We start from the raw sequence: 24747 nt of genomic DNA on the forward strand, positions 1-24747 counted from the left end.
ACGAATAATGCCTTACGGCATCATCAGCATCGAAGTTGAAATTCAGCCGAAATGTCCGTTGCTCACGTAGTTTTCATACGCTCCGCTACTCCATTTCTATCTTCATTCCATCTTCTCGGTACTGAAAATCAGACTTTTTGAATATGCACTGTATGTGTTGTTAAGGCAGGAGGACAAGTAATGTTACGGAAAACGAAGATAGGTATAGGCGCACTGGTCGGTTATGGTCTCGCGGCAATCTCGAGTCCCTTTCTACCGGATGTGATCACGTGGGCGATTCCGGCACTGGCAACTGTGGTCGGGGGACTGATTCCTTCACGTTCCACGCCACGTACACAGGTCGAGGGTTCGTCATCAGCCCCTGTACCCATAACAGATATCGGCAATGAACCATCCCGCTTGAACGGGGGACAAGCACCGAGCGCAGTGCCAACAGGGGCGATAGAAGCTTCTCCGGCACAGCCTCATTCGAGTTCCACTTCCGCACAACATGCGGGCACAGAACAAGCGAAGCCTCCACGGAACGAACCAGATCCTGTATTTGATCCGGTGATTGAATATCTGGAAGTTCTGGAGGACATGATTATCTCCGAAGGTCAGAAGAACGAGCTGGATAATGAGATCGTGGAGAAATCACTGGCTTTGTTTGCCCGTTTGCAGCGTGTGATCCCTTCCCTTCAGGAGCTAAATAACGGGGATATCAACCATACGGTACGCAGACTGATTTTGAAAGACCTGAACGGTTTTATTAATCCATTTCTACGTTTAAGTGGAGAAGCCAAACGCAATAATCGGCGTATGCTTCTGAATGGTCTTAGAGACGTGGATTCCAAGATATCGGATATTGTATCAACGATTGAACATAAAGACTTAATGGAGCTTCAGAACAAAGCGGAACTAATACATCAACGGTATAATAGCTCTGAATTATAGGAGGGATTGGCATGGCAACGGAATGGGCTCAGTTGAAGCAGGAAGATGAGCAACGGATTAACCAGGAAGCAACGCAGCTTATTCAGAAAGTGTCCCAAAGTGATCCGGCTCACCTGGATACCTTAATGGATGATATCGGCAAGTTGGGCGTGAAAACACAAGAGAGAGCAGGACAGACCCTCAAGCTGCTTGATCGTCCAGTCAATGAACTGATGTCGGGGAACCGGGCCGAGGTATCGAACATGATCCTGAAGCTCCGTGATGAATGTGAAAGTTTGCAACAGAGTAAAAATGTGAGTTTTGTCGGAAAGTTATTACGTAAAAGCCCACTGAAAAACTACGTGTACCGTTATCAATCCGTTCGCACGAACATTGATGCCATCATTAACGGGTTGCGGGACGGCAAGGACAACCTGGAAGAAAGCATCGTGAATATGCGCCAATTGAAACGTTCTTCCATTCAGGAGATCTACAATCTGCAGACCAAAATTTCTTTTGGTAATCAATTGAAAGCATTGTTTGAAACCGAGATCGCCAAGCCTGAGAACGAGAATCGCAAAGCACATCTGGAGCGTGGGTTGCGCAAAGTGGTAACACGTACCCAATCCATGACAGAGATGATCATGCTTTACAATCAGGCAATCGCAGCTACCGACATCATTAATGATAACAATGACAAGCTGATTGATTCCGTTAATAATGCCATTGATAAAACAGCGAATCTGATCACCGTTTCGGCTATGATTGCGATGGCACTTAATGATCAGGAGAAGGTCATTTCTGCTGTGGAAGCTACGAATAAGACAATCGAAGATCAATTCAAGGAGAACGCCAGATTGTTGAAGACAACGACAGAGAAAACGAATGAGCTGTTGTCCAAACCTGCTATGTCCCTTGAAGCAGTCAATCAGGCGATGGGTGATCTGATGTCTGCGCTGGATCTGTCCGAGCAGTCTAATCGCCGGATCATCGAGAGCTGTAATGACTATACCAACAAGATGACAACTCTTAACGCCAAAATGAGCGATCGACTGGGTCTGGAAGGGCCGAAGGCTGCTGCCATTCCGGAGAAAAACAAACCGGATTCCAGTGCATTAGGATCTTTCCTGGATTAGGTAATAGAGTAGGGACTCGCTGCAAATGGTATGACATCACTACATGATTTTATTTTCTACGAGGGACGCTGAGTGCGTCTCTTTGTTTCATTTGTTTGATAGAATGAAGTTAAAATCTGGGGTTGTGCGAAGGAGCTTGCTGAACATGCTGGACTTCTCATTCGAGATTATTGATGAGACCAAGATTAATATTCAATACAAATATGGCAGTGAGTTCTTTAACTTTAACCTGTATTTTGCAAACGGGGAGTGGACACTGCATCCATTTGACGGCATACTGATCCAAAATCGTGAAATGTGCAGTCTGATTGTGTCTGAACTGCTTCGTAACAAAGATTTTCATGTCATGTTAGCCAAAGAGAAAATCATCTTATCCCAGCTGCGTACGAGTGTTAATCTCCAGTCCGACGAGCCGGATGAATGGGTAGCAGATCGAAGAAACACAGATTATTCCAGTCATGATGATGAGTTGATGGATTACATAGGGAACCACAGTTTCGAAGAAGTATTGCAGCTTGAGCAAGAACAGATTGAGGCCAGAGTGCAGTTTTTCCAACAGATCATTCAGAGAATGTTTATGGAGGGACTTGGACCGGAAGATGCCGATTTTATCAAAGTTCAAGCCGTGATTCGGATATATAAAGAGACATACGATCGTCTTGGTGAGTTGAATGATCACAATCGAGATGATCGTGGACGCAGAAGATGGTAGTGAACATCTCGCTTGGTATGTAAACAGATAACTATATTTCTGTGAAGTTAGGCAGATACTCATGATTTGCATGTGTCATATGGAGGGCGATCTTCATATGTTATTTTACAGGGATCTCCCAGAGGGAGAAGTTCTGGCGGAGCCTAGGGCCACCATCATTATTCTCCCTTTACACTGGCAGATCACAAGCATTGCAGGCATGGCTTATTTTCTCCGACCCGAGATATACCCAGTAGATTTATGAGGGTGCTTCTCACAGCACTTTTGTCCAGTAGATTTATGAGGGTGTTTCTCGCAGCATTTGTGTCCGGTAGATTTGTGAGGATGCTTCTCGCAGCACTTTTGTCCGGTAGATTTGTGAGGGTGCTTCTCGCAACATTTGTGTCCGGTAGATTTGTGAGCGTGTTTCTCGCAGCATTTGTGTCCGGTAGATTTGTGAGGATGTTTCTCGCAACATTTTTGCCCGGTAGATTTGTGAGGATGCTTCTCGCAGCATTTGTGCCCAGTCGATTTGTGAGGATGCTTCTCGCAACACTTTTGTCCAGTCGATTTGTTAGGGTGAGATGGTTTTCCGCAGGATTTGTTTCCGCTAGATTTATTGCCGCCACGAACGATGCATATCGATTTGACGTGATATGTTGGAATTCGAACCACTTCCTGGCGATCTGTTGTGATAATTAACTGGTTTTGGTTAGCCTCTGCGAGGATTCCTTCCACCTCATCCCGACTACCTTCATTAATCAGTACACGTCTGAAACGCAGTGCCTGTAAGACTTCCAAAAAGGAATTAGAAGGAATAGGATTGTTCATTGGAGTTGAGCTGCCACTGGAGCGACCTGTGTCGGTGATGCTTTTGACATTTAATCCATTTACATATACGCATCCTTTTTTACAGCTAACGGCCATATAATCACCACGAACATCTATCAATTTGCCTTGAACTGCTTCCGCACCCCGATTGACTTTGACTTCTCTTCCGAGCAGACCTCGTATTCCCTGACCATTCATAGACATTGTATTTACCCCTTCCAGAACATGAGTTCAGATCAACTAAAATGACGGATGCGTTGTAATCTCTCAATCTGCATTCAAGTTTGTCTGTAGTTTAATCATATGTGGCATGCGCGTTGGAGGGACTAGCCAACAAACCATTTGTATATCAAATTGGCTATCATCTATAAAAAGTTTTGTATATTTATAGCTGATAGATTCTTTATCTTTTTCGTATTCGAGTACACTACATTCGCATTTGCTTGCATGATCCTGTGCATATGCCCGTTCGATCTGCTGTGCTCCTGCATAGGATGCAGGTAGTACTTAACGGACCCATATTACAGGTCATGAAAGGCGGATGAACATGGGTTTACCTGTCTACCGGATTGCTGTGCCTGCGCAGGAGTATCAACAATTAACATCTAATATATGGTCTGAACAACTGGTTAAAGGTTCCATACAGATGGACGGCAAACAGATCCCGATCCGGATTCGTTATCGAGGAGGGCATACACGCGGTTATCCCAAAAAGTCATTTGAGATTCGTACGTCCAGCCGAACGTATCATTTTAATGCGGAGTATGATGACCCCTCGCTGCTTCGCAATGCGCTGTCTTTTCGTTTCTTCGAGTCTATCCGTGTACCGGCCCCTGCGACTCGGCACTGCGTGCTCTACCTTAATGGGGAGCTGTTGGGTGTATACCTGCGGATCGAAGGGGTGAAATCCTTTTTTTTTCGCCAAAGGAAAATTCCTGTGCGCAGTATCTTTTATGCGATCAATGATCATGCCGGGTTTACAATTAATTCGAACTCATCATCAACGAGCACTAGCGCGAACCTATTGTCAGGATACAGTCTAATCCGCGGCAAGGATGTGGATAAAACCCGGCTGCGGATCTTTATTCAACAATTGAACACGAAGTCCAGACTGGAATTGTTTCGTTTTTTACAGTCGAGGATTGATACGGACAACTATTTACGCTGGTTATGCGGGGCTGTACTTACGGGCAACTTTGATGGATTTGATCAGAATTACACGTGGTATGAGAAAACAAAAACCAAAAAGTACGGTATTCTGCCATGGGATTATGAAGGAACCTGGGGAAGAAATTGTTACGGGGCGAAGGTGGATGCCAGCCTTGTTCGTATCCAGGGGTACAATAAACTTACGGGTAAAATGTTGGCCTTCCGACATTTTCGTGAGCAATATAAGAAGCTGCTACGGCAGCATCTGATGAATGCTTTTACAGAGAAGCGAATTATGCCTATAGTCCATCGATTGCACAATGACATTCGTGAAGAGGTCGATCAAGATCCTTACATGAAATGGCCCCTGAATGTATTTGCGGGTGAACCGGAGCGAATTCGTACCTACGTGGCGGAACGGCGGGAATATTTGACCGAGAGATTACATCAGCTGTAAGCACTTAACTAGCGCGGGGAAGGGAGACCTTCCTTTTTTTACGGCCAAAATGATGAGAAGTTTATTGTATTGGGAAAAGTAGGGTAATAAGAATAGAAGCGGGATTGTAAAATACGCTATAATAACCATATGTGTACATAGAAATCATTACATATTGGACGCAGTGGAGAAAACAACATGTCTAATGGAGGCTCTGAGCTGGAACGTGCTATCGGTTTAGGGTGCTCCGAGCCGGAGGAATGCTTATGATCAAGCTGTTGTTCTACTTGAAGAAGTACCGAGTTGCCGCGATTGCAGCCTTGGTCATGATGTTAATCGAGCTCGCCGTGGAGCTGGCGCAGCCTTATCTGATCTCCAAGATCATCGATAACGGGATTCAGCAGGGAGACTTATCTGTCGTTTGGTTATGGGGCGGTGTGCTCGTAGGCAGTGCTGTTGTAGCTTTTGCTGCCGGAATTGCGAGTTCGTTCTTTGCATCCCATGCAAGTTTGGGGTTCGGATACGATCTGCGGGAGAAGCTGTATGAGAAAGTGCAAACGTTCTCTTATGCGGTCTTCAACCGGTTCGCGACATCGTCCCTGATTACGAGATTAACGGGGGATGTGACCCAGGTTCAGGATACGGTCTTCATGAGTCTGCGCTTCATGACACGTGTACCGCTGGTGGTCATTGGTAGCATGATTATGGCAGTAATCGTAAATCCAAGATTGGGTCTGCTGTTGGTTGTCATGGTGCCTGTACTGCTCGTCGTTGTGGTGTGGATGATCAAAAAGGCAGCGCTGCTGTTCCGCAATGTGCAGCGCAGACTGGATGCCGTCAACGGAGTCATCCAGGAGAATCTCACAGGCATCCGGCTGATCCGTGTCTTCGTACGGATGGGCCATGAGATTGAACGCTTTGCCGGATTCAGCGGCAAGCTGATGAAAGGCACGATCTCCGCGCTACGTCTGACGGAGACCACGATGCCGTTCATGCTGCTCATGATGAACGGTTGTATCATCGCCGTGCTGTGGTTTGGGCGAGTAGACATCGCCTCTGGTAATGCGACCGTGGGTGAAGTGGTCGCCGTGATTAACTACCTGCTTCGCACGATTGGTGCCATGTCTGCATTGTCGTGGATTCTGGTAACCTTCTCCAGAGCAAGTGCTTCGGCGCAACGGCTGAATGAAGTATTCAATACGGAGGACACGTCGGAGACTGAACAGACAAAGGCATTATCAGCGTCTGCACCATCTGCTGGATCTATGAAATCTTCACATTTTCCGCAATCTTCATATTCAGCGAAGAAACAGCGCACGGTACAGGGAGCGGTTGAATTCCGCAGTGTAGGCTTCAGTTATCCGAATAGTGAAATTACAGTACTGGATAACATCACATTCACTGCAAAAGCAGGGGAGCGCATTGCCATTATGGGAGCAACAGGCTCAGGCAAGTCTTCATTGGTGCAGCTCATTCCACGCTTATACACAGAGGATCAAGGAAAGGTACGGATTGATGGTACCGATGCAGCAGAGCTGGATCTGTCCATGCTGCGTGGTGCGATTGGTTATGTGCCGCAAGAGGTCATCCTGTTTACCGGTTCCGTGCGGGAGAATATTGCCTGGGGTCGGGAAGATGCTACCTTAGATGAGATCGTGGAAGCGGCGAAGCGCGCCCAGATCCATGAAACGATTGAGAATTTACCAAACGGTTATGATACATTGCTGGGTCAACGGGGAGTTAATCTCTCAGGTGGACAGAAGCAGCGACTTTCTATTGCACGAGCACTGGTACGTAGGCCGAGAATTCTGATTTTGGACGATAGCACGAGTGCACTGGATGTGGCTACAGAAGGCAGACTGCTGGATGCACTGGAAGAATTGTCGTGTACCACGTTTATCATCACTCAGAAGATCAGTTCGACCACTTCGGCGGACCTGATTCTGCTACTCGATGATGGACAACTCATTGGACAGGGAAAACATGAAGACCTGATGGAATCGTCAGAGCTGTATCGTCGAATTCATGAATCACAATACGGGGAGGGCGCACAGCATGTTCAAAGCATTCATTGAGCCTTTCCGTCAGCCACCGCCGCCAATTGATCCTGAGACGCTACGGTCAGGTGGTGGCCGCAAACCCAAGGCACGAGCGAAGAACTGGTCAGGTACATTAGGTCGAATCTGGACCTATCTGGCAAGACGTAAGGTCAAGCTGTCCATGGTGCTTTTGATGGTATTTGCCAGCTCCGCACTCGCTTTGCTTGGCCCCTATATGGTGGGGGTGGCCGTAGATGATTTCATCGCGGGTGAAGCCGGCTCAAGCTGGACCCGGTTTCTGATTGGATTAACGGTAGTTTATGTCTTATTCTCGCTCACATCCTGGCTCCAGAACATATGGATGATTGAAATTGCACAGGAAACGGTGTACCGCATGCGGTATGATCTATTCTCCCATCTGCACAAATTGCCGATTCCATTCTTCGGTAAACGCCAGCAGGGTGAGATTATGAGTCGGGTGACCAATGATATCGAAAATGTTAGTGGTACGCTGAACAGCTCGGCGATCCAGATTTTTTCGAGTGTGTTAACACTGCTCGGGACATTTGGCGTTATGCTGTGGCTCAGCCCACTGCTGACCCTGCTTACCTTTATCGTCGTGCCTTTGATGGCCATCGGCATGCGTTGGATTACGCGCAGAACCGGACCGCTCTTCAAGGAGCGACAACGCAACCTCGGTGAACTTAACGGTTATATCGAGGAGACATTATCCGGGCAGCGGATCATTAAGGCATTCTCCCAAGAGGAGCGGGTGATTCGTGGGTTTGAGGAACGCAATACCCGCATCCGGATTTCCGGTTTCTGGGCTCAGACGATCTCTGGTTTTATCCCGAAACTGATGAATGGATTGAATAACCTGAGCTTTGCGATTGTAGCGGGCATCGGTGGTATTCTGGCGATTCAGGGTTCGGTTACGGTCGGGGTGATTATAATCTTTGTGGAATATGCTCGCCAATTCACTCGTCCCCTCAATGATCTGGCGAACCAGTGGAATACGCTATTGTCCGCGATTGCCGGTGCTGAGCGTGTATTCGAGGTGCTGGACGAAGATGAGGAAGCAAAGGATGAAGGGGCGGCAATATCTCTGGAAAAGGTGGAGGGAGCGGTTCGTTTCGACAAAGTATCCTTTGGATACGATGAAGGACGTAACATTTTGCATGACATCAGCTTTGAAGCCAAACCGGGTGAGATGATTGCTCTTGTAGGGCCGACCGGAGCGGGGAAAACGACATTGATTCAGTTGTTATCCCGTTTCTATGATCCAACGGGTGGCACATTAACCGTAGATGGGCGCGATATGACCACCATTCGGCGTGAGAATCTGCGGTCCCATATGGCATTTGTGCTTCAGGATTCATTTCTGTTTCAGGGTACGATCCGGGAAAATATTCGGTTTGGCCGTCTGGACGCGACGGATGAAGAGGTGGAAGCAGCCTCACGGCTGGCGAATGCCCATTCCTTCATCGTGCGCATGAAGGATGGGTATGACAAAGTGCTGCAAGCCGACGGAAGTGGCATTAGTCAGGGACAGAAGCAGCTGCTCGCCATTGCCCGGGCAATTCTGGCCGACCCATCCATACTCGTACTGGACGAGGCGACCAGTAGTATTGATACCGTCACAGAGATCAAAATCCAGGAAGGGCTACAACGTCTGATGCAGGGACGAACGAGCTTTGTCATTGCCCACAGGCTCAACACGATTCGCCAGGCTGATCGGATTTTGGTACTGAAGGATGGTCATCTGTTGGAGCAAGGCTCGCATGATGCGTTGTTGGAACAAGGTGGTTTCTACAGCGAGCTGTATTACAGTCAGTTGCGTAAGAAAGCGCAGTAGTCAGTCATTTTGGATAATAAGTGACATGTATTAGAAAGCTTATTGTTATGAAAAAGAGCAGGGATGAGGGCGTAATGCCCTCACTTCTGCTCTTTTTGCATAGCTTATTGAAGAAACATGGGAAATGAAACTTTGAATATGTGTTAAAATATGGATATAATGGGATAGGTCCGTTTTTTGGAAGGTTGCCAGCGGTTTTGAAGCATGGGAATGAATTTATACACGTAGGCCTGTAGTCAGGCAAGTTATGCGTTATAAGAGAGGAGGGCAATGCGGAATGGAATTCAAATTTGGGAATGTTTCTATTCTTCTACCCCCTGTACACATTACGATAATCGCAATTATTATTATTTTCATTCTAGTAAGGTGGAGCAAGCAGTTAGAAACAAGACGTTTTACGGTTTTCTTTTACTTTTTGATTAGTACGTTCATTACTCCAATTTATTCTCAGAGTACAAAAGATGGTATCTTTGAGCTATGGATCCCTGCAGGGTTTATTGTGATTTTCTTTTATTTGATTCGCAGCGAAAGAAATCATCCATCTAAAATGAAAGCGAGTATCTTAGGATTTTCCATAGCGTTATATCAGTTAATTCTTCATTATATCGTATAACGGGACGGGATAATTTATTAAGAACAAGCAAGCGTTTCTATAAGAAGTTATAGGTTGGAAAAAAAGAGCAGATCCTGATCACAGGACCTGCTCTTTCTTATTTAACTTCCAATGACTTTCCAGTTATCCGCCTGTTCAACCGTTAACGGTTGATGTCTGCGGATGTAATCCTCCACCAGTGCGGCCATATCCGTGGCACCTTCGTGCAGTACCTTTTTACCTGGATACATCGCATAATCCCCGCCGCCAGCAGCGCGGTAGCTGTTCATCACCACAGAGTACATGCCATTCATTTCCATTGGCTTGCCTTCATGTTCCAACTTCACAACTCGACTGCCTACAGGTTGGGAGATATCCAGCTCGTATTCCATGCCAGCCCACATATCGTAATTATAATGTTGGGGTTTGGGCTCCATATAAGCCGGATTGACTGCCACCTCACCAGAAGCATTCACTTCAAAGTAACGTGCCGTTTGTTCCAGTGCCTCCCGGATATCCTGACCACTCAACTCCAGCACCGTCAGCGTGTTGGGATAGATGAAGTTAGATAACACGTCCCGAACGGTGATATGGCGCCCGAATCCACAAGCTTCTTCACTCAGCATGGCGGTATTGGACAGCTCAGCCCCGGTCGCTTCCATCTGCACTTGATGTACAAAAGCAATGAACGGATGTGCCTTGAGCCGCAGGGACGTAGCATTGGTGATGGACAGATCCCCGGCCACCTCGCCAATGGGGTGATCAAGCCATGCTTGGGCCTCAATTTCTACCTCATCCGTAAGTTTCAAGACCGTAGCATCTGGCTTGACTTCACTATGTTCATCCAGAAGTAACAACCGAGCCTTCTTATCTGTAATCTGCCACTTCCCGCCCGATGATTGTTCCAACTGAACGGATACATGCCCGGCACCATTGCCACTGAATCCTGGCTGAATGACGGTTACGCCATGAATATTAGCGGTAAGCTGTCGATGTTGATGTCCGGTAAGCAGCACATCAATGCCTTCGATGTCCCGGCAGATGGCATAGCCTTGATTTTCTCCAGTTAACCGTTCGGTAGGCTCTCCTGTCTCCAGATCACTCTCAAATCCGCCATGATAACTCACAACCATTACATCTGGTTGTTCATGCTCGCGTATATAGCTAACCCACGTACGGATGGTCTCTAAGGCATCAAGGAACTGTAAACCCTCAATATTCTTCGGGTGCTCCCAGTTCGGTATGTAATGCGTGGTTGCGCCCATTAGGGCTACTTTGACGCCAGAAGACAAGGTTTTAATTAGATACGGAGGACCGTAAGCAGGTACGTCCGGATGCTCATCTTTTACAATATTGGCAGACAGCCAAGGGAAGTTGGAAGCCTCAACGGCTCCGCGTAATAAGGTCTGACCATAGTTGAATTCGTGATTGCCCATCACCGCTGCATCATAACCCAGTTCATTAAGTACTGTAATGAAAGGATGCACTTCGTTTGTGGAAATCTGTGAAGCAGCATATGAGGCCAAGGGTGATCCTTGCAGCAGATCCCCATTATCCACCAGCATCAATTCAGGTGAGCGTTCCCGTTCCTTACGAATCAGGGAAGCGAGCAGGGCAAATCCAGCCGGGCGGTATGCATTGGTGTTGTAGTGAATGGGACGGATGGCCCCGTGCAGATCACTGGTGAATAGGATGTCGAAGCTTGCCGTATGGTTTATGGATGTCATTTTACAATCTCCTCTAATATATAAGTTCAGAACTATGGAATTACCATAAAACGGAGAAGACTGAATAGCTTGAAGAACCGAAGTATACGCCGTTATCTCCGATGTTCTTCTTATATCTTCAACCATAATGAGCCTATTCTAACAGATACAAGACCTGCTGACAGCCTGACAGGAAACTTTACAAAACTCCAAATTTCGTTTCACATCGCGCTAATATTTGGCAATTATAGTAGACAAGTACTGAAAAATAGAAACTCTTTGGAGGGTGTTCGTTTGAAGAAGTCTGCTTTATTTTTACCATTGTTGATTTTGGTTATGTTTCTGAGTGCTTGTGGGTCTAGTAGTACAACTGGTTCGGCTAACGGAGATAATGCGAGTTCGAATGCATCCGGTACGTCTACGGCAGAGACAGAGAAACCTGTCGAAGGTTATGTACCAACTGAACTGACGGTTCAATTCGTTCCTTCCCAGAATGCAGACACACTTGAAGCCAAAGCGAAACCGCTCGAGAAGTTGCTTGGTGACAAACTGGGCATTCCGGTCAAAGTCAGCGTATCCACTGACTACAACACAATTATTGAAGCAATGGCTTCCAACAAAGTAGACGTAGGTTTCTTGCCTCCGACAGCTTATGTACTGGCTAAAGAAAAAGGCGCTGCACAAGTTATTTTGCAAGCACAACGTTTTGGTGTAAATGATGAGACAGGTGCTCCAACCGAAGAGTTGGCGGATTCTTATAAATCCATGTTCATTGTGAAAAAAGATTCGCCGATTCAATCCATCGAAGAGCTTAAAGGTAAAAAAGTCGCTTACCAAAACGTAACGTCTTCCGCAGGTTATGTATGGCCGGCAGGTCTGTTGCTCGACAGAGGCATTGACCCATTGAAAGATGTATCACCTGTAACGTTGAAAGGTCATGACCAAGGTGTTATCGCTGTATTGAACGGTGACGTTGATGCAGCAGCTATTTTCCAAGATGCCCGCAACACGGTAGCTAAAGACTATCCGACTGTATTTGAAGATACACGTGTACTGGCGTTCACTGAGCCTATTCCTAACGATACCATTGCCGTTCGTACAGACATGAATGCAGATTGGACTGCGAAGATCAAACAAGCCTTCATCGATATCGGTAAAGATACTGAAGGTCACCAGATCATTAAAGAAATCTATACGCATGAAGGTTATGTAGAGTCCGATGATAGCAAGTTCGAGATCGTTCGTCAGTATGGCGAGAAAGTGAAAGGTGAGTAATTGATCCAAAAGTAATTCGGGATCTGTTCACTTTGTAGTAGCTCTCTTGGATGGGAACAGCTTAATCGTAGCAATGGACAGGCCAGTTCAGCGTGATCTACGCTGCGCTGGCTTGTGCCATTATAGCAAGGACTAATGTATGCATGATCATTATGAATGAAAGAAGGATTAATGCCATGATTGAGCTTCATAACGTTACTAAAACTTACGCTAACGGCACCAAGGGCCTGGATAATATTAATTTGAAATTTGAGCAGGGTGAATTCATTGCTGTAGTCGGCCTGTCCGGTGCGGGTAAATCAACCCTCCTGCGCTCCATTAACCGTCTGCACGACATTAGTGAAGGTGAGATTCTGATTAATGGAAGCTCCATTACGAAGGCACAAGGCAAACGATTACGCATGATCAGACGCGACATCGGCATGATTTTCCAGAGTTTCAATCTGGTGAAACGATCCAGTGTACTACGGAACGTACTCGCTGGGCGTGTTGGATACCATTCCACCATGCGTACCATTCTCGGACGTTTTCCAAAAGAGGATATTGAGCTGGCATTCACTGCGCTGGATCGGGTGAATATCTCAGAGAAAGCTTACTCCCGTGCAGATCAGTTGTCTGGTGGACAACAACAGCGTGTCGCTATTGCTCGTGTACTTGCACAGGAAGCGAAAATCATTCTGGCCGACGAACCGGTTGCTTCACTCGACCCGCTTACAACGAAGCAAGTCATGGATGACCTAAAACGCATCAATCAAGACCTTGGGATTACCACCATTGTCAATCTTCACTTTATTGATCTGGCGAGAGAGTATGCGACCCGTATTGTTGGATTGCGAGCAGGTGAGGTCGTATTCGACGGTCCGGTGGAAGAGGCAACGGATGAGCGCTTTGCTGAAATATATGGCAGACCCATTCTGGCTGACGAATTGCTGGACAAGCAGGCTGTGCACGAGCAGGGAGAAGTTGTGGTATGAAGGGGCAGTCCAACGTTCCACTTCAGAATTCAGGCGGAGTGGGGAAGGAACCTGGTTCCAGCCCTGCACAGGTTGTGAATCGTCCCAAGCCGCCTGGGCGTACGAAACATCTACTCACCCTGATCATCGTTCTGCTTTTATTGTGGGCCAGTGCGAAACAGACCGATGCCGGCTTCACAGAGTTAATTCAGGGGTTCCCTGAAATGTGGAAATTGTTAAAGGATATGTTCCCACCACGCTGGAGTTACTTTGATAACATCGTTCAAGGCATGCTGGAGACGATCCGGATGGCTCTGATTGGGACAACTATTGGTGCCATTATTGCGATTCCGGTCTCGATCATCTGTGCAGGTAACCTGATGCCGAGTCGCTGGATCTACTATCCGGCACGTTTTCTGCTCAACCTGATTCGGACCGTACCGGATTTGCTACTTGCTGCTTTGTTCGTCGCTGTGTTTGGTCTGGGACCTATTCCCGGAATCTTGGCACTGGCTGTGTTCTCCGTAGGTCTGATCGCGAAGCTAACGTATGAGACGCTCGAAACGATTGATCAGGGGCCGCTGGAAGCGATGACAGCTGTTGGTATGAACCGGATTCAGCTCATTGTATATGGCGTGGTGCCGCAACTGGCTGCCCAGTTCACATCTTATGTGCTGTATGCCTTCGAAATTAATATACGTGCTGCTGCCATTCTGGGATTGGTGGGAGCCGGAGGGATTGGGCTTTACTATGAGGCAACACTTGGGTTCCTGGAGTATGACAAGACCAGCGTAATCATTCTGTTTACCCTCGTCATCGTTCTGATCATTGATTATGTAAGTACTAAGCTGCGGGAGAAATTGCTATGATGAAAAATGAAACAAGCCGCATCCGGCCAAAACCACGGAAAAACCCGCTACGCTGGGTTATTGTATTACTGCTGATCCTTGTGTATGCTTGGGCACTTGCCGGTGTACCGTTTACTGGTTTCAAGGAAACTGCCGCTCAGATTATGAAGGCCATTGTAGCCGGGATTTTCTCACCGGATTGGGATTTTGTATATCTGCCTGAGGGAGAAGACCTGCTGCGGGGTCTCCTGGACACGTTGGCGATCTCCGTGCTGGGTACCGTAATCTCGGCAGTGCTCTGTATCCCGTTTGCATTCTGGTCTGCTCGTAATATGAGTGGGCATCGTTCCATCTCGGGTGCAGGTAAAATGGTACTCAGCTTCATCCGTACGTTCCCTGAGATTATTATGGCTTTGATGTTCATCAAAGCAGTAGGTCCCGGATCGTTCGCAGGGGTACTTGCCCTTGGATTGCACTCCATTGGCATGTTAGGCAAATTGTACGCAGATGAAGTGGAAAATATAGACTATGGCCCATCTGAGGCGCTGCTTGCTTCCGGAGCCAATCGCATGCAGCAATTGTGGTTCGCGATCCTGCCGCAGGTTATGCCTGGCTTCCTAAACTATACGTTGTATCGTTTCGAGATTAATGTACGTTCCGCGACCATACTGGGTGTAATCGGAGCAGGGGGGATTGGTACACCGCTGATCTTTGCACTTAGCACACGGAACTGGCCGCGAGTAGGTATAATTCTGCTGGGTATTATCGTGATGATCACGATTATCGATTTGATCTCGGGTTATATTCGTAAGAAGCTGGTGTAGAGTTAATGTGGCGCTACGAATATATTAGATGATAGAGTAAGAAGAGAGGACTATTCGGTGCCAGAGTATTGGCAGGGATAGTCTTTTTTGTGTCTGCAAATAAACAATGGAGTGTTCTTATTACTCTTCTAACCGTTGAGGTATAAGAGTGTTTAAAGAATATATATAAAGATGATTGAATTATTTTCCAAATAAATGTAAGATTAATAGGTTTCTATATAAAGGGAATTAAGGATATTAATCAATAGTTCTTGTAGATACCGATAAAAGAAGTGAGCTTTAAAGGAGGGTGACCTATGGAAATATTTTATTTTATATGGATTGTGCTTATGGTACTCCTATTACTGTACAGAATGATCTTTCAGAAGTTTAAAAAAAATAACAGAGAAAATATTGGACTCAGTGCACTCCTGATCATTTTCACGGGAAGCAGTTATGCGTTTACACAGATGAACTTGATTTTTGTCATTAGTGTCATCGCCGTGGCTGCTTATTCTGCTGTATGGAACAGTATTCTATTTGTTAGAAATGGATATGAGCCAGAACGTTTGAAATAAACCAGGGTTCTATATCGTCATTAAGGTATTTGGACCTATGTCAAAAAAGTAGACACTACGCTGCGGATTTGTCCGTAAATTTCATCGCAAAACGAGCAGGGGAAAGATATCCTAGCGCGCCATGCATTCGCTTGCGGTTGTAATAGAACTCAATGTACTGGTAGATGGCGGTATAGGCCTCTTCCGGCGTCTTAAAACGAGGGTTACAGTAGATGAGTTCCTTCTTTAAAATACTGTGCCATGACTCAATACAGGCGTTATCATAACAGTTTCCTCGGCGGCTCATGCTTGATTCCATTCCGTATGATTTTAGTTGCTCTACGTATTCTTTTGACGTGTACTGAGAGCCGCGATCCGAGTGATGGAGTATCCCGGAGCGGGACGTTTGGCCTTGTAAGCATCCTCCAATGCACCCATCACCAAACGGGTTTCCATATGGTTATATAGACGCCAGCCTACAATTTCACGTGTGCACAAATCCAGGACGCTGGCGAGGTATAGACGACCTCCTCGGCAAGGAATGTAGGTGATGTCAGTAACCCATACCGTATTCGGTTTAGACGTTTTAAATTGCTGATTCAGCGTATTTGGCGCAAGGGGATGGTCGTGTTTGGAATCCGTCGTCTGAACGTGATATTTGGGCATGACCACAGAACGTAGATTCATTTGACGCATGTATATACTGACGGTACGTGAAGAGATTCGCAGCCCTTCTAAATGGAGCAGATACGTAATTTTAGGGCTTCCACACCGCATCTGGTGGTCGTAAAAATGATAGCGAATACGCTTCATGACCTCGTCTTTGTGGTTCTGCCGCATGCTGGTTCGGTCCATTCGCCATTTGTAATATCCGCTCCGTGATACTTGAAGGGTTCTGCACATCTTCTCCAAAGAAAACTCGGAGCGATGATCTTCCACAAACTGAAATCTTAGCTCTTTGGTTTGCTGAAGATGTGCACTGCTTTTTTTACAATCGCCAGTTCTTCTTGTGTATCCGCAAGCGTGTGCTCTTTCTCTTGAAGCAACCGGCGCATCTCTTGAAGCTCTGCTTCCAGTTCCTTCACCCGATCTACACTGGCAACAGGCTCATGTTTTAGTTCGCGGTACTTACTCATCCATTGGTGCAACGTACTTTTTGGGATGTTGAGTTCTTCTGCCAAATCTCCAAGTGTCTTCGTCTGCTCTTGGATGAATTTGACCGTTTGTTTCTTGAATTCTTCGTTATATCGTTGCCGCTGTTCTCCCATGTGGACACCTCCGTTAGTCTTATTATCCGTCCGTCCGTTAACGGGTGTCCACTTTTTATTCTAGCTCCAATTTATACATTATGGACTCGCAGGAGCTGGGCTAACGAACCTGAGAGTCCCTATTTTGCCTAAGAAGGTATCACTGGAATTCTAACGAATCGTAGTGACGTTATATGTTGCGTTTTGCCCGAATTAACCCTTTGGCAACTGAAATACAGTTAAATAGCGATGCTGAGGTTCGTTAGATTTTAAAATTCGGCCAAAATTGCCGAATAAGGTCTGTCAGGTTCGTTAGCACCTAGGAATTGAAACAATTAGGGGAGTCCCTGGTATACGTGTCTATTTTCTGGCAAGTGGTACAACGTTGCTCAGCCAAAAAAACCGAAACCGCGCAGCCCCGTGAATCAGGCTATGCGAGTTTCGGTTTTTTGGTTAAACGTTAGGCTTCTTTACAATCTTCTTAGCTAGCCAAAGGCAAAGCTTTGGTCACTTGAACCGTAATCGTCTCTGTGCTGGTTACGCCTGCGGCATTGATTAGCTCAGCACGGTACGTGTACGTTCCGTTAGCGCGACCAGACAATTCCGTTGTAGCACTTTGAGAAGCTGGTGTATCAGCTTTCAATGCTTGTGCATCAATCAATACATCATTCTCATAGAGACGGTATTCGGTTGCGTTCGTACCCCACCAGAGGTTCATGGATACGTTGTAGTTGCCGTCACCATCCCAGTTGTTTTGGGACAAGTTCGCTTTCCCTGGAGCAGCGTTCGTTACTTGAACGGTCAGCTCGTCACTGCGTGTAGTTCCTTTGTCGTTGGTCAGCTCAGCTACATACGTGTATGTTCCGTTAGCTTTGCCTGTAATAGCCGTTTTGGAGGACTGAGCCGATGGTGAAGCCGCAGTCAACTTCTGTGTATCGATCAGAACGCCATTCTCATACAGTTTGTACGTGGAACCATTTTCGCCCCACCAGAGGTTCATGCTTACGTTATACGAACCTTCGAACAGGCCAGTTGTATATCCATTATCAGAAGAAAGCACCGGTTTACCCGGTGCCCCTTCAGCTGGAGTGGAAGGTGTTTCGCCTCCACCTTGATTTTCTGCAGGTACAAAATCATTCAAGCCTCTAGGTTTCAATTGGTATACGTCTTTGAAAATAGCGGAAACGCCTGTGATATCGATTTTGTCACCAGCAACATAAGGGAAGGAAGTATCTGTCACACCTGTACGTGTATCTACACGGATATGTGTGCTCGTTCCGTCTGCTGCTACCGCGTCGAATTCAAAAGACCCAACTGGTGTAGCACTGATGATATTCTCAATCGTTACATCTTTCAATTGAACCAGTTGACCTTGGTTCGCATCTGTAATTGCTGTAACTTCGATTGGCGCAGGTACGGAAGCCGTACCTGTTTTCTCAATCGCGATGATATCGGTAAGCTCGAACTCGCTGTTATAGATGGTTGTTGCTGCTGTTACTTTCACCTTGTCACCAGCATGGAAGCCGCTAGTGTGCTGGAACACGTAGATTCCGGCAGTTTCATCCTGAAGATAGAAGGCTTGTCCACCAAACGCACCTGGTTCTGTCGTTACGACACCTTCGATAGTTACGGTAGTACCAACCGCTTTGGTGCGTGCTTCAGCAACAGTGATAGCCGCTGGAATCGGTCCTTCTTCTTCCGGAAGCTGTTCTGCCGGCACATTACCTACGGTCACGGCATTGGTGATCAGGTTACTGCCGTTCAGACGCAGACGCAAGCTCGCAGCACCAGTTGTCCCCGGTTTGATGCGAACGTTCAGATCTTTGATCCCGCGACCTTGGCTGTCCGAGGTTACACTGAATGTGGAGCTATAGCCGTACGAAGTCGGCCAAGTACCACTTTCATTCTGGATCATGGCGACCTGTGTTCCGCCAGTCAGATAGATACCGGCACTATAACCGGATACGGTTGTGTTCGGAGCCATGTTCTCCACAACCACACGAATCTGGAAGTCTTCTGCATTTGGAAGAGTATCCTGTTTCACGAAGCTGTATGCAGCGTTCGCACTGGATGCAGGGCCACCGTAAGAACCAGCCTTGAACGTGGAACGATCGTACCACTTGTATCCGGCAGCAGGTGCGGACCAAGGTTCAGCTTGTGGTTCTGTGGAAGCAGCCGGCTCTTCAAATGGCAACAGCGCTGTAGCTGTATCCAGTTCAAGTCCGTTCACTTGAGTCAGATCCGTGTAGTTCTCTTGTGTAGCAAGCCAGTTCACAGTGTTCACGAGCAACACAGCATCATCGGCTTCTTTAAAACCGTCATAAGTCGTTTTGCGTGTACCTGTCTCTTCACGCAAGTATTTCGGAGATGCATCTTCTACTGGAGAGGAGTCACCGATGAAGGCAGCCTTACCTGCGCCCAGCTTGGATACGGCTACGTAAGGACCTTCTTCGATCCCGCCGCCGTTGTATACGCCTTGGTCCACCGCGTTATTCCATTTTGCGTTGGTTTTTGGCAGGTACACAATGCCTTTTGCCTTTTCCGGATCAGTGATTGCGAGTGTTGAACCGGCGTGCATGGCTACAGCCGATACGCCTTCTGTGATGCCGAAGGCTTGGTCGGCCGGTACGACAATATTGGCGTTGATATCGCCAAGTGCGTTATAGCGGAATCGTACGCCGAAGTTATCGGACAACCAGTCCGTGCTGGTTACATTTTGCATGGCTTCCGAGTTGCGCTCATCTGTGCTCATACCTTTGGTTGGATCTTCAAAGGCTCCCCGACGATAACCGTTGATGACTTCTGAGCCATCCCAGCGGTTTTTATTACGGTCGGCATTATAGTGATCTCCAACGAAGAAGATGCTGCCGCCCATTTCAACATATTGTTTCAGTGCTGCCTGTTCGGATGTTTTGAAAGGAATTTGAGGCTCTGCAATAACGAATACGTTATACTCTTTCAGATCATCATAGGTAAATGGTGTCGTCTTGCGAAGTTCTTTGACATAATAACCATCATTCGCGAGTGCATTTCCGAAGTCGGAGAAACCTCCATCGATGACCCAGTCTGCAGCTCCAGCCGTCTGGCCGTGTGAGTTGTCGAACAAGACTTTCTTACCTGCGTTTTGGTTCACAACCTTCGCCTGGATGAACGGTGCCGGGTCTGTCGGCCCTTCCGCATGAACCGATGCATCTCCGTTCCATAATCCGGTCTGAAGCGGCAAAGCCATGGACAATGCCAAGAGTGATTTTAAAAATACTCCTCGCATACCTGTTAATTTACCCAACCAAATCCCTCCCAAATATTAGTTGATTCATGAGTTCGTCCATATTCTACCACATGAAAATCTCACATAGTCATAACAATTTGTAAAAATTAACTCGATATTTGTAAAATTGGGTCTTTTGACATATCCATAGGTATTTCGATCCTGTCTTAACACTTCCATCCGCCGTCACTAATAATTTTTGGTAAAGAAAAAGCCATCTCTATGAGATGACTTTAGCTCGAATTCGATTCACGGCATGGAAGACAGAGGATTTAATCATACCTTCACTACGATTCACCAGCTCTGCCGTTTCCTTAATGGAGTATCCATGAATGAGGCGAAGTTCTAATATCTTACGATGCTCGGTGTTGTTAATATGGGAGACCAGATCGTCGACGCCTTCGTTAATTTCCAGATGCGGTGTATCGAAGTGATGGGTAGGTGCCTCCAGACGACTGTCGCGTTTGAGTGTACGGGTCTGCCTGCGGAAGCTGTCCATGGCAAGATTTCGGGCAATTCGTTTGAGGTAATAGAGAAGCCGGTCTTCAGGGATATCCACGGTAACGTTCATCAGTCGAATGAAACACTCCTGAGCCAGATCCTCTGCATCTTGAGGTTGTTTGACGATATGGGATAGATACCTTGTGATTTCTGATTTATAGTTGATATAAGCATCATTAAGTTGTGTGTTGTTCATATGATGTGAATCCCCCTTGGATACAGATCAGGCTTGGGTCCGGTCTGGTATGAGTCTCTTATGATCCAAGTATATCGGGAGGTTGTTTCCAAACGGTTCAGAGTTGTATCGGAGTTGTAACATTTCGTGCTTCCCTCTATTCAAGCATACGGCTTGGGATACAAAATATAGGCAGATGAAATTCATAGAGCAGGGAGATTACGAGGGTATCATGAGACAAAAAGAGATTTTAATTATTGAGGACGAGGAGTCCATTCGCGATATTTTGTCCTATTCGTTACGTAAAGAAGGATTTGAGATCAAGGAAGCAGCTACGGGTAAAGAGGGGCTGGATCTGCTTCGGGATTCGAAGCCGGATCTGATTCTGCTGGATCTGATGCTGCCAGACATGAGCGGTTTTGATGTGTGCAGGCAATTATCTGTGAATTCCAAGATACCCGTCATCATGATCACCGCCAAGTCGGATATGTTAGACAAGGTACTTGGCATGGAGCTCGGGGCGGATGACTATATTACGAAGCCTTTTGATATCCGTGAGGTGGTTGCGCGCATTCGGGCGATCTTTCGCCGGATTGATCTTATCAGCGAGACACTGGAGAATCAGTCCTATGAGGTGGTAAGGCTCGGAAAGCATATTGAGATCCGCAAGGATGAACGGGAAGTGTGGAAGGACGGGGAACGCGCCGGACTCACGAATAAGGAATATGATCTGTTGTTATTTCTCGTGACCCATCATCGTAAGGTGCATACACGTTCTGAACTGCTGGACAAGGTATGGGGATTTGATTTTGCAGGGGATACGCGAACGGTGGACATTCATGTGCAACGGATTCGCAAGAAGCTGGATAGTGGTGTGCAAGGCATCTCGATGATTGAAACGGTATTCGGTGTGGGGTACAAGCTGAATATTCAGGTACAGACATGAAGTGGACGATCCAGTTCAAATTGGTGGTGCTATTCTCGGTCATCGTCTTTATCGGATTCTCCGTTCTGCTGATTCTGTCCAATAAGGTGGCACAGGAGAATATGTACCGAGAAGTACATGAGGATATGGTGCAATCGAAAAGAAACCTGGACATCGCGCTGAATCAGTACTTCCTGATTCATAACAAACGTATGAGCAAAGACTCGCTCGAAGCTGGAAACCGCGAGCTCGCGGAGCAGATTGGTTCAGCCGTTGGCGGGAAGATTACGGTATACCGTCCCGATGCTTCGCCCTACGGATCTGCTGGCAGCGAGGTTAACATTGCTAAGCGCGCTGACCATCCTGATGTGGAGGAAGCCATAAAGTCCCGGATCGCTTACACCACAGTTGTGGATAAAGGTCGGGTCACCTCCAGTCTGTCCTTCCCGCTTCAGATGGATCAACAATTGATTGGAATTGTACAGTTGGAAAAGGATTATACGGACTTGTACAGAAGCAATCTCCGGTTCCAGAATACAATTAAGCTGTTTGCAGCGGTTATTTTCGTATTTGTATTTATCGCGTCTATCTTTATTTCCCGGAAAATTACACAGCCCATCCGTGTACTCACGAAACGTTCTGCGGAAGTGGCTCAGGGAAGTCTGAATGCAGACATTCAGATTACCACCAAGGATGAGATCGGTGAATTGGCTTCAAGCTTCACCGTCATGATTGATCGGGTACGGGAGCAGATTGATGTGATTGAGCGGGAGCGGGACGAAGTGAAGCAAGTGCAGGCGCGAAGCAAAGTCTTTTTTGACAATGTGACACATGAATTAAAGACACCGCTAACGACAATTCTGGGGTACGCCCAGATTTTGCGGGATAATGGATTTACCGATCAGGACTTTTTTGACAAAGGCATGAATTATATTATCAAAGAAAGCCAGCGTCTCAACACGATGGTTGCGGATATCCTGGAGGTCTCGGTCTCGTCTGCGGTCATTCAGGCGTACCGATTCGAACGTATCGATGTATCCGATATTATTCGTGAAGCTTGTGAAGACATGTCGATAAAGGCTAGCAAGTACAATATAGGCATTCACTATGAGCTGGAGGAGCATCAGTATCTACAGGGAGATCGGGACAAGCTGAAAGAGGTCTTCCTCAACGTCCTGGATAATTCGGTCAAGTACAGTGATGTGAACTCCATCATCGAAGTACAATCCTTCCGGTTAGGTGATTCCATCGCTATTGTAATTCGTGATCAGGGAGAAGGTATCGGTGCTGAAGCGCTCCAGCATGTATTTGAACCCTTTTACCAGGATAAAGGAATTAACAGGGCCGAGAAGGGCAGTGCCGGACTGGGTTTGTCTATTGTGAAGAACATTGTTGAGCGTCATGGAGGAACAGTGGAGATGAAGAGCATCATGCGGCAAGGGACACAAGTGAATATCAGTCTTCCGGGGGAAATGAACGCATGAGACATGACGGATTTTGGCGTAAAAACCGTGACAAATTGATGCTGTCCGGGCTGTTGGTCGCATTTGTCAGCGGAATTTTCGGGATTGGCAGCCTGTTCAGTATCGGAAATCTCAAGCCACGAACCGTAATTTTGCCAAGTGAGCAATTCAATAGCCGTCTGGCACCGCCACCGAGTAGTACGATTCAGATCGAGTCAGCTACCAAGATTCCGAATGACTTTGCAATCTTTGATTTTGAAGTGGTAGATCGGAACACGATTATATTAAATCAACTGGAATCCTCCTATTCCGGGCTTCAGCTGTCTCTCCTGCATCTGGATGATAATGAAGTGAAGAGTATTGCGAGTAATACGGATTATGGCGTTGCGATTAGCCCGGATCACAAGAAAATCATCTACTCCCAGTACCGGGCGGGGCAGGCGCAGAAGACGACATATGAGTATGTGATTGAGAGCGGGGAACGTCGCAAGCTTCCGAACGACAACTCGTATTATAGAGTGTTTACAGGGAACGAATCCTACATCGGTCAGGATGATCTTTCATTTAAACAAGTTGATCTGAGCAAGGGGACGAATCAAGTCATCTACACGTATGATGAGCTAATGGGCATGTTCACAGGACCAAGACAAGGGAAGGGTTCGAGTGATACGTTTATCGTGATGGATGTATTGCAGGTCAGTGAAGATCTGAAGCAGTTTTATATGCTGGTGATGCTGAAAGACAATTATGCCATCTATCGTGTATCGCTTGAGGACGGACATGAAGTGAAGGCGTATGCTGCAATGGAAGACATTCAACAATTCAAGTTGCTGAAAAATGGTGATATGCTCATCCAGGGAACGATGAATAAGGTACAGGGGCTGTATCGGTATCGAGCAGCGCAGGAGCAGTATGATCTGGTATTACAAGGTTCCATCTGGAACTTCGAACTGGATGCAGATGAATCGCGAATCGCTTACTTTTATCCAATGGATAATCAGAATCTGAAGAATGAGTTGCATATTGCCTACCTGAATGACAGCAAGCTTTCGTCGGATACGGTGATCTACCGCAATATTGATAACTTCATCAATCTGAAATGGAAAGACGATGAGCTATTTGCAGTGGGCAGCACGATGGATAAAAGTGAGATGTACCGCTTTAGTTTCAGAGCCTGGTAAGCTGCGGAAGGCATACGAATATAAGACCTTGGTCTGTTTAGAGCTGGCATAGCTACTCTGCGGATAAGGTCTTTTTGTTATGACATTTTACAAGTTGGATACAACTCCGGCCAGCCCGGATACATCTCGATCCTATAATGAAGAGGGAATGTGCGACGCGAATCTTTTTGAACAACATCTGTACATATTTAGCAAGTAGAAAGG

Annotated in this window: 21 protein-coding genes; 15 read left to right on the forward strand and 6 right to left on the reverse strand. The window is 46.7% G+C overall.

Going from position 1 to position 24747, the window contains the following annotated elements; all coding sequences use genetic code 11:
- Positions 1–180: 180 nt before the first annotated feature.
- The 7 genes from MKX75_RS05050 to MKX75_RS05080 all read left to right on the forward strand — a co-directional run bounded on the left by MKX75_RS05050 (position 181) and on the right by MKX75_RS05080 (position 9662).
- The gene (locus tag MKX75_RS05050; protein ID WP_339168690.1) at positions 181–933 is read left to right on the forward strand and encodes a hypothetical protein; all 753 of its coding nucleotides are present in this window, start codon (positions 181–183) and stop codon (positions 931–933) included.
- Between the two features lie 11 nt (positions 934–944).
- Complete coding sequence (locus MKX75_RS05055) at positions 945–2048, forward strand: toxic anion resistance protein (protein WP_036606281.1); 1104 nt, start codon at positions 945–947, stop codon at positions 2046–2048.
- A gap of 145 nt (positions 2049–2193) precedes the next feature.
- Complete coding sequence (locus MKX75_RS05060; protein ID WP_339168692.1) at positions 2194–2760, forward strand: hypothetical protein; 567 nt, start codon at positions 2194–2196, stop codon at positions 2758–2760.
- 1357 nt (positions 2761–4117) lie between these two features.
- Positions 4118–5176: a CotH kinase family protein gene (locus MKX75_RS05065; protein WP_339168694.1), complete on the forward strand. Its 1059-nt coding sequence runs from the start codon at positions 4118–4120 to the stop codon at positions 5174–5176.
- Between the two features lie 245 nt (positions 5177–5421).
- On the forward strand, positions 5422–7230 hold the full coding sequence (locus MKX75_RS05070) for an ABC transporter ATP-binding protein (RefSeq protein WP_062837423.1): 1809 nt from the start codon (positions 5422–5424) through the stop codon (positions 7228–7230).
- Positions 7211–9049 (forward strand): ABC transporter ATP-binding protein, encoded by a 1839-nt coding sequence (locus MKX75_RS05075; protein ID WP_076332953.1) that lies wholly within the window; start codon positions 7211–7213, stop codon positions 9047–9049. The genes MKX75_RS05070 and MKX75_RS05075 overlap by 20 nt, the downstream gene beginning before the upstream one ends.
- A gap of 277 nt (positions 9050–9326) precedes the next feature.
- Complete coding sequence (locus MKX75_RS05080; protein WP_076332952.1) at positions 9327–9662, forward strand: hypothetical protein; 336 nt, start codon at positions 9327–9329, stop codon at positions 9660–9662.
- Between the two features lie 101 nt (positions 9663–9763).
- Here the strand turns inward: MKX75_RS05080 and MKX75_RS05085 are convergent, their stop codons facing one another.
- Positions 9764–11368 carry a bifunctional UDP-sugar hydrolase/5'-nucleotidase gene (locus tag MKX75_RS05085; RefSeq protein WP_339168696.1) on the reverse strand — a complete coding sequence of 535 codons (1605 nt, stop codon included), beginning with the start codon at positions 11366–11368 and terminating at the stop codon, positions 9764–9766.
- Between the two features lie 273 nt (positions 11369–11641).
- Here MKX75_RS05085 and MKX75_RS05090 point away from each other — a divergent pair, with 273 nt between their 5' ends.
- From MKX75_RS05090 to MKX75_RS05110, 5 genes are all read left to right on the forward strand, one after another.
- On the forward strand, positions 11642–12622 hold the full coding sequence (locus tag MKX75_RS05090; protein WP_076332950.1) for a phosphate/phosphite/phosphonate ABC transporter substrate-binding protein: 981 nt from the start codon (positions 11642–11644) through the stop codon (positions 12620–12622).
- A 176-nt stretch (positions 12623–12798) separates the two neighbouring features.
- Complete coding sequence (phnC, locus tag MKX75_RS05095) at positions 12799–13596, forward strand: phosphonate ABC transporter ATP-binding protein (protein ID WP_062837418.1); 798 nt, start codon at positions 12799–12801, stop codon at positions 13594–13596.
- Entirely contained in the window at positions 13593–14444 is an 852-nt protein-coding gene (phnE, locus tag MKX75_RS05100) for a phosphonate ABC transporter, permease protein PhnE (protein ID WP_339168697.1), read from the forward strand. The genes phnC and phnE (MKX75_RS05100) overlap by 4 nt, the downstream gene beginning before the upstream one ends.
- Entirely contained in the window at positions 14441–15247 is an 807-nt protein-coding gene (phnE, locus tag MKX75_RS05105) for a phosphonate ABC transporter, permease protein PhnE (protein WP_139331943.1), read from the forward strand. Before phnE (MKX75_RS05100) ends, phnE (MKX75_RS05105) begins: the two co-directional genes overlap by 4 nt.
- Before the next feature lie 296 nt (positions 15248–15543).
- On the forward strand, positions 15544–15804 hold the full coding sequence (locus tag MKX75_RS05110) for a hypothetical protein (protein WP_339168698.1): 261 nt from the start codon (positions 15544–15546) through the stop codon (positions 15802–15804).
- Positions 15805–15859: 55 nt separating this feature from the next.
- Here the strand turns inward: MKX75_RS05110 and MKX75_RS05115 are convergent, their stop codons facing one another.
- The 5 genes from MKX75_RS05115 to MKX75_RS05135 all read right to left on the reverse strand — a co-directional run bounded on the left by MKX75_RS05115 (position 15860) and on the right by MKX75_RS05135 (position 20995).
- Entirely contained in the window at positions 15860–16102 is a 243-nt protein-coding gene (locus MKX75_RS05115; RefSeq protein WP_083679636.1) for an integrase core domain-containing protein, read from the reverse strand.
- Between the two features lie 20 nt (positions 16103–16122).
- Positions 16123–16722 carry an IS3 family transposase gene (locus MKX75_RS05120; RefSeq protein WP_339168702.1) on the reverse strand — a complete coding sequence of 200 codons (600 nt, stop codon included), beginning with the start codon at positions 16720–16722 and terminating at the stop codon, positions 16123–16125.
- A gap of 11 nt (positions 16723–16733) precedes the next feature.
- A complete protein-coding gene (locus MKX75_RS05125) occupies positions 16734–17051 on the reverse strand; it encodes a transposase (protein ID WP_036673079.1) in 318 nt (105 codons plus the stop codon).
- Between the two features lie 460 nt (positions 17052–17511).
- Positions 17512–20259, reverse strand: a complete 2748-nt coding sequence (locus MKX75_RS05130) for a chitinase N-terminal domain-containing protein (RefSeq protein ID WP_254847885.1) — start codon at positions 20257–20259, stop codon at positions 17512–17514.
- Between the two features lie 259 nt (positions 20260–20518).
- A complete protein-coding gene (locus MKX75_RS05135; RefSeq protein ID WP_062837415.1) occupies positions 20519–20995 on the reverse strand; it encodes an RNA polymerase sigma factor in 477 nt (158 codons plus the stop codon).
- Between the two features lie 211 nt (positions 20996–21206).
- Here MKX75_RS05135 and MKX75_RS05140 point away from each other — a divergent pair, with 211 nt between their 5' ends.
- Genes MKX75_RS05140 through MKX75_RS05150 form a run of 3 tightly spaced genes read left to right on the forward strand, consistent with a single transcriptional unit; the run spans position 21207 to position 24543 of the window.
- On the forward strand, positions 21207–21920 hold the full coding sequence (locus MKX75_RS05140; protein ID WP_036606313.1) for a response regulator transcription factor: 714 nt from the start codon (positions 21207–21209) through the stop codon (positions 21918–21920).
- Entirely contained in the window at positions 21917–23383 is a 1467-nt protein-coding gene (locus MKX75_RS05145) for a HAMP domain-containing sensor histidine kinase (protein ID WP_076331798.1), read from the forward strand. Before MKX75_RS05140 ends, MKX75_RS05145 begins: the two co-directional genes overlap by 4 nt.
- On the forward strand, positions 23380–24543 hold the full coding sequence (locus MKX75_RS05150; RefSeq protein WP_076331799.1) for a hypothetical protein: 1164 nt from the start codon (positions 23380–23382) through the stop codon (positions 24541–24543). The genes MKX75_RS05145 and MKX75_RS05150 overlap by 4 nt, the downstream gene beginning before the upstream one ends.
- The last annotated feature ends 204 nt before the right edge of the window (positions 24544–24747 follow it).

It is taken from the genome of Paenibacillus sp. FSL R5-0341, assembly GCF_037975235.1.
Taxonomy (GTDB): domain Bacteria; phylum Bacillota; class Bacilli; order Paenibacillales; family Paenibacillaceae; genus Paenibacillus; species Paenibacillus amylolyticus_A.

Coding starts and splice junctions, on each gene's coding strand:
- MKX75_RS05050 (WP_339168690.1), top strand. CDS start 181: ATGTTACGGAAAACGAAGATAGGTATAGGCGCACTGGTCGGTTATGGT.
- MKX75_RS05055 (WP_036606281.1), top strand. CDS start 945: ATGGCAACGGAATGGGCTCAGTTGAAGCAGGAAGATGAGCAACGGATT.
- MKX75_RS05060 (WP_339168692.1), top strand. CDS start 2,194: ATGCTGGACTTCTCATTCGAGATTATTGATGAGACCAAGATTAATATT.
- MKX75_RS05065 (WP_339168694.1), top strand. CDS start 4,118: ATGGGTTTACCTGTCTACCGGATTGCTGTGCCTGCGCAGGAGTATCAA.
- MKX75_RS05070 (WP_062837423.1), top strand. CDS start 5,422: ATGATCAAGCTGTTGTTCTACTTGAAGAAGTACCGAGTTGCCGCGATT.
- MKX75_RS05075 (WP_076332953.1), top strand. CDS start 7,211: ATGTTCAAAGCATTCATTGAGCCTTTCCGTCAGCCACCGCCGCCAATT.
- MKX75_RS05080 (WP_076332952.1), top strand. CDS start 9,327: ATGGAATTCAAATTTGGGAATGTTTCTATTCTTCTACCCCCTGTACAC.
- MKX75_RS05085 (WP_339168696.1), bottom strand. CDS start 11,368: ATGACATCCATAAACCATACGGCAAGCTTCGACATCCTATTCACCAGT.
- phnC (WP_062837418.1), top strand. CDS start 12,799: ATGATTGAGCTTCATAACGTTACTAAAACTTACGCTAACGGCACCAAG.
- phnE (WP_339168697.1), top strand. CDS start 13,593: ATGAAGGGGCAGTCCAACGTTCCACTTCAGAATTCAGGCGGAGTGGGG.
- phnE (WP_139331943.1), top strand. CDS start 14,441: ATGATGAAAAATGAAACAAGCCGCATCCGGCCAAAACCACGGAAAAAC.
- MKX75_RS05110 (WP_339168698.1), top strand. CDS start 15,544: ATGGAAATATTTTATTTTATATGGATTGTGCTTATGGTACTCCTATTA.
- MKX75_RS05115 (WP_083679636.1), bottom strand. CDS start 16,102: ATGGAATCAAGCATGAGCCGCCGAGGAAACTGTTATGATAACGCCTGT.
- MKX75_RS05125 (WP_036673079.1), bottom strand. CDS start 17,051: ATGGGAGAACAGCGGCAACGATATAACGAAGAATTCAAGAAACAAACG.
- MKX75_RS05130 (WP_254847885.1), bottom strand. CDS start 20,259: ATGGCTTTGCCGCTTCAGACCGGATTATGGAACGGAGATGCATCGGTT.
- MKX75_RS05135 (WP_062837415.1), bottom strand. CDS start 20,995: ATGAACAACACACAACTTAATGATGCTTATATCAACTATAAATCAGAA.
- MKX75_RS05140 (WP_036606313.1), top strand. CDS start 21,207: ATGAGACAAAAAGAGATTTTAATTATTGAGGACGAGGAGTCCATTCGC.
- MKX75_RS05145 (WP_076331798.1), top strand. CDS start 21,917: ATGAAGTGGACGATCCAGTTCAAATTGGTGGTGCTATTCTCGGTCATC.
- MKX75_RS05150 (WP_076331799.1), top strand. CDS start 23,380: ATGAGACATGACGGATTTTGGCGTAAAAACCGTGACAAATTGATGCTG.